At 58.3% G+C, this 14,983-nt stretch carries 8 protein-coding genes and 4 pseudogenes; 6 read left to right on the forward strand and 6 right to left on the reverse strand.

The window, feature by feature from the left end; genetic code table 11:
• Positions 1–99: pseudogene (locus BN2476_RS45420) on the reverse strand (LysR family transcriptional regulator); the annotation flags it as partial.
• On the opposite strand from BN2476_RS45420, the pseudogene BN2476_RS10035 reads away from it, so the two are divergent.
• Positions 55–931, forward strand: a pseudogene (locus tag BN2476_RS10035) (LysR family transcriptional regulator). The pseudogenes BN2476_RS45420 and BN2476_RS10035 overlap by 45 nt on opposite strands.
• Positions 932–1,211: 280 nt before the next feature.
• On the opposite strand, the gene BN2476_RS10040 reads toward BN2476_RS10035, so the two are convergent.
• On the reverse strand, positions 1,212–2,141 hold the full coding sequence (locus BN2476_RS10040) for a LysR family transcriptional regulator (protein ID WP_087734010.1): 930 nt from the start codon (positions 2,139–2,141) through the stop codon (positions 1,212–1,214).
• A 184-nt stretch (positions 2,142–2,325) separates the two neighbouring features.
• Between BN2476_RS10040 and BN2476_RS10045 the strand changes: the two genes are divergently transcribed.
• The 3 genes from BN2476_RS10045 to BN2476_RS10050 are packed head-to-tail and all read left to right on the forward strand — an operon-like array spanning position 2,326 to position 6,093.
• Complete coding sequence (locus tag BN2476_RS10045; protein WP_087734303.1) at positions 2,326–3,735, forward strand: MFS transporter; 1,410 nt, start codon at positions 2,326–2,328, stop codon at positions 3,733–3,735.
• Positions 3,732–4,256: a GAF domain-containing protein gene (locus tag BN2476_RS45425; protein WP_143810936.1), complete on the forward strand. Its 525-nt coding sequence runs from the start codon at positions 3,732–3,734 to the stop codon at positions 4,254–4,256. The genes BN2476_RS10045 and BN2476_RS45425 overlap by 4 nt, the downstream gene beginning before the upstream one ends.
• A 10-nt stretch (positions 4,257–4,266) precedes the next feature.
• Positions 4,267–6,093, forward strand: a complete 1,827-nt coding sequence (locus BN2476_RS10050) for a CocE/NonD family hydrolase (RefSeq protein WP_087734011.1) — start codon at positions 4,267–4,269, stop codon at positions 6,091–6,093.
• Between the two features lie 87 nt (positions 6,094–6,180).
• Here the strand turns inward: BN2476_RS10050 and BN2476_RS10055 are convergent, their stop codons facing one another.
• Complete coding sequence (locus BN2476_RS10055; RefSeq protein ID WP_087734304.1) at positions 6,181–6,924, reverse strand: FadR/GntR family transcriptional regulator; 744 nt, start codon at positions 6,922–6,924, stop codon at positions 6,181–6,183.
• A 339-nt stretch (positions 6,925–7,263) separates the two neighbouring features.
• Between BN2476_RS10055 and lhpI the strand changes: the two are divergent.
• Both lhpI and putA read left to right on the forward strand, forming a co-directional pair.
• Positions 7,264–8,182: pseudogene (gene lhpI, locus BN2476_RS10060) on the forward strand (bifunctional Delta(1)-pyrroline-2-carboxylate/Delta(1)-piperideine-2-carboxylate reductase).
• A 258-nt stretch (positions 8,183–8,440) separates the two neighbouring features.
• Positions 8,441–12,148 (forward strand): annotated as a pseudogene (gene putA, locus BN2476_RS10065) (trifunctional transcriptional regulator/proline dehydrogenase/L-glutamate gamma-semialdehyde dehydrogenase); the annotation flags it as partial.
• Positions 12,149–12,299: 151 nt separating this feature from the next.
• Here putA and BN2476_RS10070 read toward each other — a convergent pair.
• Genes BN2476_RS10070 through BN2476_RS10080 form a run of 3 tightly spaced genes read right to left on the reverse strand, consistent with a single transcriptional unit; the run spans position 12,300 to position 14,982 of the window.
• A complete protein-coding gene (locus BN2476_RS10070; protein ID WP_087734014.1) occupies positions 12,300–13,436 on the reverse strand; it encodes a mandelate racemase/muconate lactonizing enzyme family protein in 1,137 nt (378 codons plus the stop codon).
• Between the two features lie 49 nt (positions 13,437–13,485).
• Positions 13,486–14,214 (reverse strand): amino acid ABC transporter ATP-binding protein, encoded by a 729-nt coding sequence (locus tag BN2476_RS10075; RefSeq protein WP_087734015.1) that lies wholly within the window; start codon positions 14,212–14,214, stop codon positions 13,486–13,488.
• Positions 14,215–14,232: 18 nt separating this feature from the next.
• Positions 14,233–14,982 (reverse strand): amino acid ABC transporter permease, encoded by a 750-nt coding sequence (locus BN2476_RS10080; protein WP_087734017.1) that lies wholly within the window; start codon positions 14,980–14,982, stop codon positions 14,233–14,235.
• Position 14,983 lies beyond the last annotated feature (1 nt).

The raw sequence follows: 14,983 nt of genomic DNA on the forward strand, positions 1-14,983 counted from the left end.
TTCACCGGCCTGCGTAAGCGCGACCTTGCGAGTCGAGCGGTTAAGAAGCCGTGTCTGCAATCGCTCTTCAAGGTCGGCGATGGCGCGCGACATTGCCCCCGGGCTAACACACTGAACTCCAGCCCGGGGGCAATGTCGCGCGCCATCGCCGACCTTGAAGAGCGATTGCAGACACGGCTTCTTAACCGCTCGACTCGCAAGGTCGCGCTTACGCAGGCCGGTGAAATCTATCTTGAAAGATGCAGGCAGATTCTGGAAGACGTCGTCCGCGCGGATGAGGAAGCAAGTGAGGCCCAATCGCGACCAATGGGGAAATTGCGCGTCCACAGCTTTGCCAGCGTAGGCATGTCCTACATCCTGCCAGCAATAAAGGAGTACCGTGCGAGCTACCCTCAAGTCTCGGTCGACCTGACGCTTTCTCAACGAGTTCCAGAACTCTTCGAAGGGGGTACGGACGTCGCTATCGTAGCCATGTCGTCGGCGCTGCCGGACTCGGACCTTGTCTCTCACCTGCTCGGGAGTTCGTTCAGCATTCTTTGTGCATCGCCGGAGTACGCGCGCGAGAAAGGAACTCCGTCGGTGCCGGCCGAGCTGGTGAATCACGAGTGCCTGCCCCTGCGGACGCCAGCCTTTCCAGCATTCGAGTGGCTGCTCGAGAGTCACGGTCGTCCCGAATCAATGAAAGTTTCTGGTCCCGTGGAGCTGAACACGGCAGAGGCTGTGGCCATGGCTGCACGTGCGAGCATGGGAATCGGGGGCGTGCCGGTTTATACGGCGCTCGAAGGCCTCACGGAACATCTACACGCTTCATCCTTCGCGCAGGTACATCGACGCACGAATCCGAACGTGGATTGAGTTTCTACGGCAATTCATGCCAACGGTTATTGCTCGAGACTCCCATCTGCTCGAAGAGTGTTCGGCTTCACGTTAACACCTTAGGGTCGGGAAAAGGCCGCCTCAATGGGACGATTGTCCGGTCCCCAACGTTGCAGAACATTGCGATTCAGAAATTCTCGTGACCCAGTTTCTTCACAGGTGTCCCATCTGCCGGATTTACCGAAGTCGACAGCAGGCTTCTCGTTGGTCGCTCCGAAGATATTTCGGCTCATATTTGCGCGAGCTTCGCTAAAGCTCAGCCGCGACCGTTGACACAATATTTCTCACTGAGGCAGCTACCGGCGGCACGTTGGAAAGATGAGGTGCCGGCGCAATCACACGAGTGCGAGGGCGTTTTGCGGAAGAGCCAGTTGTTTTAACCGCTCCTGAAGTGTCACCCGAACCGCGTCCGCGAAAACGCCGGCCGCTGTCGACCGAGTCTTCCCGATGGGGTACAAGAATCCGTAGTCCATCGGCATCCCCTCGGCGAACTCTCGAACCCGCAGATTCGGTGCACCGGTCGATATTGCCACGATAGGGTCAGCGAGTGCGACACCTAATCCGTGAGCGGCGAGTTCGCAAGCGGTAAGGCCGTTCGTAGCCTCGTAGCGGATGTTCGCCTTTTTCTTTTCGTTACGAAAAAGACGCTCCAGATGTTGACGGAGCAACGAGCGCGAGTGGGTCGCGACCAGTGGAAGGTCGAGAATGTCTGCGAGAGAAACGACGTCTCGCTTCGCGAGCGGATGCAACTCGGACATGACAATTACCGCGCGCGTCCTGAGAAACGGCTCAACCTCAATAGCCGGATTGTCGATGGGCAAGATGCTCAGGCCGACATCAAACTGCTCTTGCGTTATCCAGGTCTCGATATCGAGACGCACTCGCGACGCCACTTCCGCGGTGAACGTCGGCAGCCTGCGTTGGACTTCCACTAGCGCCGGTGAAACCAACGCGTTGGTGACGTGCGGCGCGACGAGTATTCTCAGGTGGTCCGACGAACCCGTGCGGATTTGGTTCGCAGACCGGGTGAGTAGCTCTAGTTCCCGAATTACTCTGTCGACCTCTTCGTAAAAGCGCCAGCCCTCTGGCGTCGCGCGCAGTCGCTTCCCGACACGGTCGAACAATCGAAAGCCGACAGAGTCCTCCAGTGACGTAAGAAGTCGGCCAACCTGCGGTTGTGTGCGTCCGAGACGGTCGGCAGCCAGTGTGACCGACCCGCATTCAATAAACGCCCTGAAAGCTTCAAGTTCTCGAATGTTCAGCATGGCCGCCCCTTATGCGTTTTTCGCACATTATGAATTATTTTTCGCATTTGACGCATGAAAGTCACGCTCGTTAAATGCTCGTGTGCGGTCCAACTGGACCACTGGCGGGGGTCATCTGCGGAAGACTCCTCATGAGAACGACCTGGACGCCTTCTGGCAAGCAACGGAAGGCTGGAGACACAGCATGTCTAGCGTTGCTGCGCGCCTCGAACGGCTGCCGTTCTGTGGCTTTCACAAAAAGTTGTTGTTCATGGGCGGCCTTGGCTACACCTTCGATGCCATGGATTCGTCTTCGATGGCCTTCGTCTTGCCAGCAATTACCAAAGCGTGGGGCTTGTCATCTTTTCAGACGGGGCTCATCGCCAGCAGCACCTATACGGGATTCTTCTTCGGGGCCATGCTGGCTGGCCTGTGCGGCGACCGTTTCGGACGTCGGTTCGTGATGATGACGGCGCTGGTGATTTTCTGTATCGCCTCAGTCATCAGTTCTCAGGTTGACCACTGGCAAGCCTTCTACGCGATTCGAATCTTCGCGGGCTTCGGCGCCGGCGCAGAAAGCGCTATCGTCGCGCCATTTCTGTCCGAGTTTGTTGCACGCAGGTACCGAGGGGCGTTCACTGGAGCGTTGGCCGGGTTCTTTGCCTTCGGCTATGTGATGTCGGCTGTTCTGGGCAATCTGATAATTCCGCATTTTCACGACGGATGGCGCTACGTCGTGGTCGTCACGTCGCTGCCCATCTTCATTCTCATCTGGTGGCGGCGTGCCCTGCCTGAATCCCCACGATGGCTCGAAAGCCGCGGGCGGGTCGCCGTGGCCAACGCGACACTGGACCGAATCGAGGCCGAGGTCCTCAAGGAAGGGCAGACGTTTGAGCCGGTTACCGAGACGATTGTGCGGGCGAATCCTCAGGTCCACCAGTCCACGTTCTTCGGAAACTTTGCCGCGATTTGGTCGCGAAAGCTGCGTAGAACGACGGCCATGTCGTGGACGATGTGGTTCGCCATTGCCTTCAGTTATTACGCGTTCTTCACGTGGATTCCTAGTCTGCTCGTTCAGCATGGCATGACTATCACGAAGAGCTTTGGATTCTCCTTATTGATGTACGCAGCGCAAATCCCAGGTTACCTCTCGGCGGCTTACCTCAACGAACGCCTTGGCCGCCAGGCAACAATTGCGACTTACATGGTTTTGGGTGGACTGTCAGCCGTTGGGATGGCTTTCTCGGACGCAACGTGGCAAATCGCTGTCGCAGGTATCTGCCTCTCATTCTTCATGAACGGCACGTTCGGTGGCGTCTATGCCTACACGCCGGAAATCTTCCCGACGCACCTTCGCGCTACTGGCGTCGGTACGTCATCGTCCTTCGGCCGAATCGGCGCGGTCATTGCGCCAATCCTCGTCGGTGTCATCTACCCGACGTTGGGGTTTGCCGGAGTGTTTGGAGTCACAACTTGCATCCTGCTCGCAGGCGCAGCCGTCGTTCTCATCTTCGGTATTCCGACTCGCGGTCTCGCATTGGAAGACATTGCGACATCAGATAACCAGCCTGCTCGTCCCGGCGCCGTGCCGGTTCCCTCGCGGGGTGACGCATGACGTCCTGTGAAAAACTGGTCGACGGGCTGCGTTCCATCACAGAAGCTCACGGACTAACTGAGCAACCCCTGTCGACCTTAGTAGCGCTGGATAGTGCAATTGCAGGGGTCGTTGGCCGGAAATTGCTTACAGTGCTGGCTGTCCACGCTGACAAAGGAGTTGTCGAGCGTGCATATAGCAACGTGAGCGATTCATACGCTGCAGGTGGCACCAAACGTATTGATTCGGCTCCTCGACTCCAAAAAGTGCTCGCGTCCGGGCAACCCTTCATCGGACGCAATCGAGCAGACATTGTTGCCAATTTTCCCGACGCGGAGACGATTCTCGCAACGGGTTGCTCAAGCATATTGAACGTTCCAGTGATTTGGATGGGAAGGATATTGGCAACAGTCAATCTTCTCAACACAGAAGACTATTACCGGGACGAACATATCCCGATTGTCCGCTGCCTGGCTCAGGCAGCGGTGCCAGCCTTCCTCTGCGATGGACCTGTCAAATCTCGCACATTGAAATCTCAGTAAGGGAATCATCATGTCTGACCGTGACGATAAGAACTCGGCGTGGAAAATTCCGCCGAGCCAGTACGTTTCCTCCAGGCCCGCGGAGTTCCAACTTCCAGCGGTCCCCGATTCGCAATACATAACGATGCGTGATGGTTGCCGCCTAGCCGCAGACATCTATATTCCCCAAGGTCATCAACAGGCGCAACAGTTTCCGACGCTGCTCATCTTCACGCCGTATTACAGGCGCTTCCATACGGACGGAAACGTTGCTGAAGCAGCGCCGGCAGCAGCCCGCTATCGGGACTTCTTTGTCGTTCGCGGGTACGTAGTTGTGGTTGTCGATGTTCGCGGTACAGGAGCAAGCTTCGGAACACGTGATGCCCTCCGGTCTCCAACAGAGCGCGATGACTACAGGGAAGTTGCGCAATGGACCATCGAGCAACCGTGGTCGAACGGCGTTATCGGCTCGACGGGCATATCGTATGTTGGCGCAGCCGCGTGCTTTCTCGCCAGTACCGGGCACCCGGCTGTCAAAGCAATCGCGCCGCTCTTCGGCGTGTCGGATATCTACAGTGAACAGCTGTATCCTGGTGGCCTTCTTTCAAAGGTTTGGACGCAGGCATATTCCGACCTCATGGTGGCGATGGACCACGACCGCCGCGACCTCCTCAGCCGGTTCTCGTACTACGAGGACCCAGGACTTCAGGGACCGCATCCTGTGGACGAGGACGTCGACGGCAGTTTGCTTGCTGCAGCAATCCGTGAGCATCGCAGCAACTTCTCTCTGGCGGAGGCGGCTCCCGAATTTGCGTTCAGAGACGAGGGGATGCTTCACAACCCCGAGTTCAAACTGGCCGTTTGCAGCCCCTATCACTACCTCGGCCAGATTTCGGACGATGTCCCAATCTACTCGGTCTCCGGCTGGTTCGACGGCGCCGGGTACGCCAATGGAGCCATCACGCGGTTCCTGACCCGCGCAAACCCGAAAGACCGTTTGCTCCTTGGCGCATGGGACCATGGAGCGCGCACAAACGTCTCGCCGTGGCGTGAACAGGAAGCGCCCCAGTTCAATCTTCTCGCTGAGCTACTCCGGTTCTTTGACACCCATCTGATGGGCCAAGATGTGGGTCTTTCAGACGAGACGCCGATTCACTTCTACAACGTTCACGCCGAAGAGTGGCAGTCTTCGACAGCTTGGCCTCCCCTCTCGAAGAAGACCCGTTTGAATCTTTCCGCTGGAAATCTTCTTACCGAAGCGCCAGGTGAACATCACGTAGATGTCTTCAAGGTCGATTTCGAGACGACAAGCGGTAAGCAAACCCGTTATGAACGACTTGGTGCATCTGGCATCGTCGACTATTACCCCGACTGGGCTGATTGTTCCATGTCGATGCTGCACTATGAGACTGCACCGTTGACCGAACCCGCTTCGGTTGAAGGACATGCAGTAGCGACCCTTCGTATGTCGATTGACCAAGGCGATGCGTCAATATTTGTCTATCTGTCTGAAGTCGACGTGGAAGGAAACGTCTTCTACATGACGGAAGGGATGCTCCGCGCGATTCATCGGAAGACGACTGACGCGCCATCGGATTACGTGACGGCTTGGCCCTTTCGCTCATACCACCGCGCTGATGCAGCGCATGTAAAGGCCGACGCGCTGAATGAGTTCATTATTCCGTTGCTGCCGGTAGCCTGGACTCTGAAAAAAGGTAGCAAGCTGCGTTTTTCGATTTCTGGCGCCGACGCTGGGCACTTTGTGCCTATGCCCTATGGTCGACCACCGGTCTTCTCGGTCCACGCTGGCATAGCTGGAAGCTTCGTAGACCTGCCGCTTCGAACGTCGGTGAGGTAAGGCAGGTCGGTTGCCTTTGGAACGCGCAGCAGCCCGCGGTGATGCGAGCGCCAGCGTCCGGAATGACCTTCGGCGACCACGCCCTCCTTACTGAGGCGTGATGTCTCGCTTCACTCGGTGGATATGCTGCTCAACGTAGAACGCCGCGGCATCCGCGTCTCCGCAGACAATGGCCTCATAAATCAGTCGGTGCTCGGCGACATAGAGTCGAATACGGGATGGGTCGTAAATTCCATCGTCCTTGAGCCGCTTCCAAAGCGACTGGTCCATGGTGGACGCAATCTCTTCTGCGATTTTGGCTAGCAACGCGTCACCAGTCATCACAGCTAGCTGACGATGGAAGAGCCTGTCACTGTTGTTCCACAATGCTCGCTCCTCTGGCGTCGCCACGTCAGTCAACGTCTCCATCTGGTCAAGATAGTGCTCGGCGAGTCGGTCCCGCTGCTTGTGTGCTGCCGCACGCCGCGCAATTGCGGGCTCAAGAATCAAGCGCACGTCGAGCGTCGCCGAGGGACTGAAGTCCGACGTCAATTCGCCGGTCACGGCGTTTGCGCTCGGTGCCGTCGCGAGAATCTCGTTGGCTGCTGGGGCAACGTAAGTGCCGGAGTTGCGCCTGGTTACAACAAGACCTTCGTTCTGCAGTGCTCCGATTGCTTCGCGTACAGCCGGCCGCCCAACACCAAAGAGCGTGGCTAGCTCGCGCTCCGATGGCAGCCGAGCATCGGGCAAGAATCGGCCGCTTCGGATTTCGCCCCGAATCTTTTCCGAAACCTGCTCGTAAATCTGCAATGGTCGAAAGTTGCCTTCAAGTTCGAAGCGGGCGGATGCCATCGTGGATTCCCAGAGTGCGGTCATGTGGTTCCTTAATATACCACTCCCGGCAACTTTCTGGCGCGACGCATGTGTGCCCTCCCGCTGAGACAGCTCACACAGCCATCTAACATCCAGACCAATTATTTACATGATTGCGGCATAAAGCATGCTTATTGGTCCTATATCATCCACATGTGATGCATATCTGTCTAAATTGGCTTGCAGCAGAGGCCATAGTGGTATAGATTCGTCCCACAACTTGCCAATCCTGGAATTGGCTTCATTGAGGCCAGATTCCGGAAAAACAGCAGGCCGAATGCGTCGGCTTTCTGAAAACCCCAAACCAAAGGCTTCCAAATGACGTCACGTGACATCCGAAATTTCGACGCGGCCACGACTGCCTCGCTGCTGGACTACCGGCTCCTCGTCCGCACTCTCGCCGAGACTATCGTCGGATACAACGACGGAAAGGTGAACGAGTCCCGAGCGTCTAGCAATCCCAATGCAGGAAGGTGGCTTGATGTTGTCGATGCCGGCGAGCGCAGAAGACATCGCGATTCATAAGCTGGTTAACGTCTGCCCCTCCAACGCCGCGCGCCAGTTGCCGACCATTCACGGTCAGGTCATCGCCTGCGACGCGTTGACGGGCGAGATGCTCTTCGTCCTTGACGGACCTACCGTGACGGGGCGCCGCACTGCTGCGGTGACCGCACTGGGAATCCAGACTCTGCACCGCGAACCGCCGCGGGAAATCGTCATCATCGGTACCGGCAAGCAGGCTTCAAATCATGCGGAAGCACTGGCAGCCATCTTTCCGGCAGCGCAGCTGCGCGCAAAGGGCCTTTCGAAGGCTGATGCAGACGACTTCGTTGCACGCAACCTGGCGGTGGCGCCGAATCTCACCGCACTTGTTGACGATGCGATTCCCGAAACCGCGGACGTAGTCATCACCCTGACGACCAGCAAGACGCCGGTGTACACAGAAGCTGCCCGCCCGGGGCGCCTTGTGGTCGGCGTCGGCGCTTTTACACCCGACGCGGCAGAGATTTCCAGGCAAACCGTTGACGGTAGTGCGCTGGTGGTGGACGACCCGGTCGGCGCAAAGCACGAAGCGGGGGACCTCATCCAGGCAAACGTTGACTGGAACGCCGTTTCGCCGCTGGCAACGGCTCTCGCAGGTGACTTCCGGGCTACGAAGCCTATTCTTTTTAAGAGCGTTGGATGCGCAGCGTGGGACCTGGCGGCATGCCGGGTCGCTCGCAACGCCTTGCGCTAATCGTCAGTGGGACGGTGCTCGCCTCCCTCCGAGGGAGCACCGTTTCAGCAGCACCTCAAGTCCTCTCGCGTGGAAGCACCAAAATCGGGCGACGCTGAGGAGACGCGTCGGAGAGTGGTCGTACGAAGGTTGGCGTAATGGCTGCTTTGTTAGACCTATCTCCAGGTTTGCCGCGATGAACCGAACCCCGGCTTATCGCCATGTTCGTTTGGAAAAGAGTGATTCGCCATGTCGACTCCCCCCGCAAATTCACAGCAGACTTCATCCCGCCAGCCCGCAACTGAGCCGTTCAGTCAGTTCACCGCTGAATTGGTACCACAGTCACGCCTGCGCGAACTGATTACCGCCGCCTACCGAGAACCTGAAACCGAATGCGTGCCTCGAATCCTTGACCAGGCTCGGCTTAGCCCGCCCATCGCGAAAGCCACGGAACAACTGGCAGCCAGACTCGTGGAAGCGCTGCGCCGGAAGAACACCGGCTCCGGCGTGGAAGGACTCATCCAGGAGTTCTCGCTGTCGAGCCAGGAAGGTGTCGCGTTGATGTGCCTCGCCGAGGCGCTGCTGCGCATACCTGACCGGGCCACGCGCGACGCGCTCATCCGCGACAAGATTAGCCGCGGCAACTGGCGGACTCACCTTGGACAAGCGCCCTCGATTTTCGTGAACGCGGCCACTTGGGGGCTGCTCATCACAGGCAAGCTGGTTGCCACGAGCAGCGAGGCAACGCTGGCGTCGGCCCTGACGCGCATCATTGGTCGCGGCGGCGAGCCATTGATTCGCAAAGGCGTCGATATGGCGATGCGGCTGATGGGCGAGCAATTCGTCACCGGCGAAACCATCGAAAAGGCGCTCGCGAACAGCCGGAAGCTGGAAGCACAGGGATTTCGCTACTCCTATGACATGCTTGGCGAAGCCGCGACCACAGCCGAGGACGCGAAGCGCTATTACGAGTCGTATGAGAAGGCGATTCATGCCATCGGGAAAGCATCGGCTGGGCGCGGTATCTACGAAGGTCCGGGAATCTCCATCAAGCTCTCGGCGCTGCACCCGCGGTATTCGCGCTCTCAGCACAGCCGGATGGTCGAAGAGTTGTTGCCGCGCGTTCGCGCGCTGGCGCTTCTCGCGCGACGCTATGACATTGGCCTGAATATCGACGCGGAGGAAGCCGACCGGCTCGAAATCTCCCTTGACCTTCTTGAGGCGCTTTGCTTCGACAAAGACCTGCAGGGTTGGAACGGTATCGGGTTCGTCATCCAGGCATATCAGAAGCGCTGCCCGTTCGTCATCGACTTCGTTCTTGACCTTGCACGCCGTAGCGGCCATCGAATCATGGTCCGCCTGGTCAAAGGCGCTTACTGGGATACTGAAATCAAGCGTGCGCAGCTTGAGGGCCTCGACGGCTATCCGGTCTACACGCGCAAAATCTACACGGACATCTCTTACCTCGCTTGCGCGAAAAAGCTGCTTGCAGCAGCGGACGCCGTCTATCCGCAATTTGCTACGCACAACGCCTACACGCTGGCGGCAATCTATAACCTCGCGGGACCGAACTATTACCCGGGGCAGTACGAGTTCCAATGCCTCCACGGAATGGGCGAGCCTCTGTTTCAAGAGGTCGTTGGACGCAGTCAGCTGAATCGGCCATGCCGCATCTACGCTCCGGTCGGCACGCACGAAACCCTGCTCGCGTACCTGGTTCGCCGACTTCTCGAGAACGGGGCGAACACCTCGTTCGTAAATCGCATTGCCGATAAGAGCGTCGCCGTCGCCGATTTGATTGCTGACCCAATCCGCGAAGCCGAACAACTGTCGCCGCTTGGCGCTCCGCACGCAAAAATTCCGCTTCCGCGAGACCTCTATGGCACGGAACGCCCGAACTCGGAAGGCATCGACCTTTCGAACGAACGGACCCTGCAAGCCCTAGGAGAATCGCTGACGTCCAGCACGCAGAGGACGTGGACGGCAGCCCCGATGCTCGGAACCGAACCCGCGGTGCAGCGTGCCGGCGCACCGGTTCATAACCCTGCAAATCGCGACGACATTATCGGCACTGTTGCCGATGCGACGCCTGACGACGTGGAGCTTGCGCTTTCCAGTGCAGCGAGTGCCTATCACGACTGGTCTGAAACAAGCGTCGCGCATCGCGCCGGCTGTCTGACGCGAGCCGCTGACCAGCTGGAGGCGGAGATGCCGACCCTGATGGGTCTGGTCATCCGCGAAGCAGGAAAATCGCTTCCCAACGCCATCTCAGAAATTCGCGAGGCAGTGGACTTCCTTCGGTACTACGCCGCTCGCATCGCTGAATTCGACGAACAGTCCCAAGAGCCGCTGGGCCCTGTGGTGTGCATCAGCCCCTGGAATTTCCCGTTGGCGATTTTCACGGGTCAGGTGGTGGCAGCCTTGGCTGCTGGCAACACCGTCATTGCGAAACCGGCTGAACAGACACCGTTAATCGCGGCTCAGGCGGTACGCATCCTCCGGGAGGCCGGCGTACCGGCAGGTGTTGTTCAGCTTCTTCCTGGCGACGGTGCGAAGGTTGGAGCAAAACTGGTTGCCGATTCGCGCGTCCGCGCGGTCATGTTTACCGGTTCTACCGAAGTTGCGCACATCATCAACCAGACTTTAGCGACACGGCTTGACGAGGCCGGTCGGCCGATTCCGCTGATTGCCGAAACTGGTGGTCAGAATGCGATGATTGTCGATTCGTCGGCGCTTGCCGAACAGGTCGTGGTGGACGTTCTTCAATCGGCTTTCGATTCTGCTGGCCAACGTTGCTCTGCTTTGCGAGTGCTCAGCATCCAGGAAGAAGTCGCCGACCGCACGCTTGAGATGCTTCTCGGCTCGATGCGCGAACTCGTCGTCGGCAATCCGGACCGGCTGTCGGTCAATGTCGGACCGGTGATTGACGCCGAGGCACGACAAGGACTGGAGGCGCACATCGCTTCAATGCGTGCGTCCGGCCACCGGGTCACTCAGTTGCCACTGCCGGACGGTTGCGCCAAGGGCACGTTCGTGCCGCCAACGCTTATCGAAATCAACTCTCTGGATGAGCTCAAGCGCGAAGTGTTCGGCCCGGTGCTCCACGTTCTGCGCTTCAAACGCACCGAGCTACAGAAGCTCATGGGCGAAATCAGGAACACAGGGTACGGACTTACGCTCGGCGTTCACACCCGTATTGACGAGACTATCGGATTTGTTCTGGAGCACGCCCACGTCGGAAACGTGTACGTGAATCGAAACATCGTCGGCGCAGTGGTCGGTGTCCAGCCGTTCGGTGGCGAGGGGCTCTCGGGTACGGGACCGAAGGCCGGGGGCGCGCTGTATCTGCGCCGCCTCCTCGGAAAACGTCCGGCGAGTCTGCCGAAATCTCTGAGCTTCACGCCCACGACGGCTGTCACCGCTGCCGCGAATCCGACGTATACGCTTGAGCGGCTGCGTGAATACTTCAATAGCGTGGGCGACGAGCATTTGGCATCGCGTTGCACACAGTACATTCAGAACCCTGTCGTTGGCGTTACTGCCGCTCTGCCAGGGCCTACCGGCGAGCGAAACACCTACTCGCTGGCGCCTCGTGGGACGGTGCTGTGTGTGGCCAACTCCGTCGACGGCGCGCACGCGCAACTTCTCGCCGCGCTCGCTACCGGCAATTCCGTAGAACTCTCCGGAGCCGTTGCAGAGCAGGTCTATCAGGAGCTGCCGCAGGCGCTTCGTCAGCACGTCGCCTTGGTTGACGTCGCCTCCTCCCACCCGGACGCGGTTCTCTACGATGGAGATGAAACGGGTCTGCTTTCGTTGACGAAGCTGTTGGCACAGCAACGCGGTGCCATTGCTACGGTGCAAGCCCGACCGCGTCAGATGCGCGGCAACGAATTCGAGTATGCCGTCGACCAGCTTCTGGTCGAGCGGACCGTCAGCGTCAACACAACTGCTGCTGGCGGAAACGCCAATCTTATGACGCTCGCGTAACCTGTTTTCCGGCAGCCGTCGAAGTTGAATGCTCGACATCGACGGCTGTGCACAGAGACCTCAAAGAAAAAGCGCAGGCTCGAATGAGTCTGCGCGCTTGATTATGGCTTTTCGTTCGGTCTTGGCGGGTGGCCGGCGATACAGCCGCCGGTTATCGCAACTCGCGGACAATAGAGACCTTGCTACCGTCCGGCTGGGTGCCGATTTCCGGGAGCATCACTCCCAAACCAGGTCCTCTCCCAGCGCAGGCCGTGCCTTCGCTTACTGTACCTGCGCCATCCTGATAAAGGAACGCCAGGTGGTCATGGAAGCAGTGATATTCGGCTGAGACGACGTTGGCGCGTGCTGCTGCGAAGTGAAGCGTCGCTGCTTGAGCAACGGACGTTGAGAAGCACTGAGGTGTAGAGGAGACGCCGGCACGAGCTGCCATCTCATCGAGGGCGAGAGCGCCTGTAACGCCGCCGCACAGCGGCAGGCAATATTGCATATGTGAGATAGCCTTCGCGTCCACGAGTCGAAGAAATGCGTCGTGGCGATACTCTGCCTCGGCGGCGATAACCGGTAGGAATTCACGATTGATACGCTGCATCAGCACGACGTCATCAAACGCAACCGGCGATTGGATGGCTTCTGGATTGAATCTATCCAGCGCGGCGAACCATTGACCTGCGGAGTCAGATGTCAATTGATTCACACCATCAATCCATAAACGTGCCTCATCGCCAATGGCAGTGCGAACTGCACCCACTCGCTCCATGTCCGCCGCGAGAGGTATCCCGGCGATTTTCATCTTGAACGAAATGAATCCGCTGTCAACGTAGCGTTGAAATTCCGACTTGAGGGCATCCGAATCCTGTCCATCGCGATACAAGCCACCGCTCGCGTACACCGGCGCTGATGCATCGGTGCCGCCTAGCATTTTCCAGAGAGGAATACCTTCTCCTTTGGCAGCTGCATCCCACAGGGCAATGTCTACGGCGCTGATGGCCGCAGCCCGCGCCCACGCTGGCTCCAACGCCGAGAAAGATGTGCACAGGTAAGCGTAGGCTTCGCTCGCCGAGCCGAACGTCTTTCCAATCAGCGCAGGTCCGACCTTGTCCGCAAGCATGGTCAGGACGGACTCGCAGTCCGTGTATTTCGACCATCCCTCGCCGATGCCAACAACACCGTCATCAAGCTCGACCAGGACTAGCGGCGCGCGTCTCTCGCGCCATCGAAATGCTGGGTTCCACGCCGTTCCGTCCAGTTCCCGGCTGAATTCCAGAACAGATACCTTCGAGATTTTCATTGCAGTTCAGCGGTGTGCCGGCCGTCGCCGCGCGTCTCAGAAACTGACCTCAGGCAGTCGCGATTTCCGAGAGGAACGACTGCGCGCGCGGGTGCTTGGGCGAATTGAAGAATTCGTCGGGCGCGCCGGTTTCAAGCAACGTGCCTTTGTCCATGAACCAGATGGTGTCCGATACGTCGCGAGCGAACTTCATTTCATGCGTGACACATACCATCGTCATCCCTTCTTTCGCCAGGGACTTCATGACCGAAAGCACCTCACCAACCATCTCGGGGTCAAGCGCGCTGGTCGGCTCGTCAAACAGCATAACCGGCGGCTTCATCGCCAGCGCACGGGCAATGGCCACTCGCTGCTGTTGTCCGCCCGAAAGTTGTCCAGGGTAAGCCGTCGCCTTGTGGCTAAGGCCAACCTTGTTCAGAAGTTCATGGGCAAGAGAAATCGCCTCGTCCTTCGGAACCTTCGCGACTCGGGTCGGCGCTGCGATGATGTTGTCGAGCACTGACAGATGCGGGAAGAGGTTGAACTGCTGAAACACGAAGCCGACACGGCTCCGGAAAGCGTTGATGTCAAGACTCTTCGCGTGAATGTCCTGGCCATCAACCTCGATGGTTCCACCATTGATTTCCTCGAGGCGGTTCACTGTGCGAATGAGCGTCGACTTACCGGAACCGGACGGGCCGCAGACGACCACGACCTCTCCGCGCTTGACGGTGGCACTGACATTCTGAAGCGCGTGATAGTTTCCGTACCACTTCTCAACGTTCTTGAAAGTAATCATCTCACGACTCCAACGATGTCAACGCGATAAAGAGGACACGACAGGCGTTACGCCTTCTGCTTCCAGCACGATGTCAGTCCGTGCCGCAGTGCGCTTCTTCGACACTTGCGCTTCGAGATGTCGCGCAAGCTGGGTGAACGCGAAGCAGATGACGAAGTACACGAGCGACAGCAGGAAGAAGACCTCGAACGGCTTGGTGAGCGTGTTGTTGTTCACCTGGTTGGCGGCATACGTCAGTTCCTGCACACCGATGACATAGCCAAGCGATGTATCTTTGATTGCAGTCACGAACTGTCCCACCATGCTCGGCAGCATGTTGTAGAGGGCTTGCGGAAGAATCACGACCCGAACTCGCATCCAGTAGCTCATGCCCAGCGCGGCTGCCGCCTCTGTCTGCCCCTTCGGCAAAGCGTCGATGCCGGCTCTCACGATTTCCGCGAGATAAACCGCTTCGAAGATGACGAGCGTCCAGACCATCGTAGTGAACCCGGTGACCTGATGTCCGACCAGAACCGGAATCACGAAGTAAGCGCCGAAGATGAGCATCACCAGCGGGATGCTTCGAACGAGGTACTTGATGGCAATAGCAGGGCGACGAATCCAGTCGAAGGGACTCAGTTGCGCGAGCGCAAGCAGGATGCTCAGCGGAAAGGCAAGACCAATACCGATTACAGAAAGAATCAGCGTTGCGGCCACGCCGCCGAGAGGGCCGCTCGGATATGAGCCAATCAGAATCAACAGCCAGTTGTCTCGGATAATTTCAAACATG

Source organism: Paraburkholderia piptadeniae, from assembly GCF_900007165.1.
Taxonomy (GTDB): Bacteria; Pseudomonadota; Gammaproteobacteria; order Burkholderiales; family Burkholderiaceae; genus Paraburkholderia; species Paraburkholderia piptadeniae.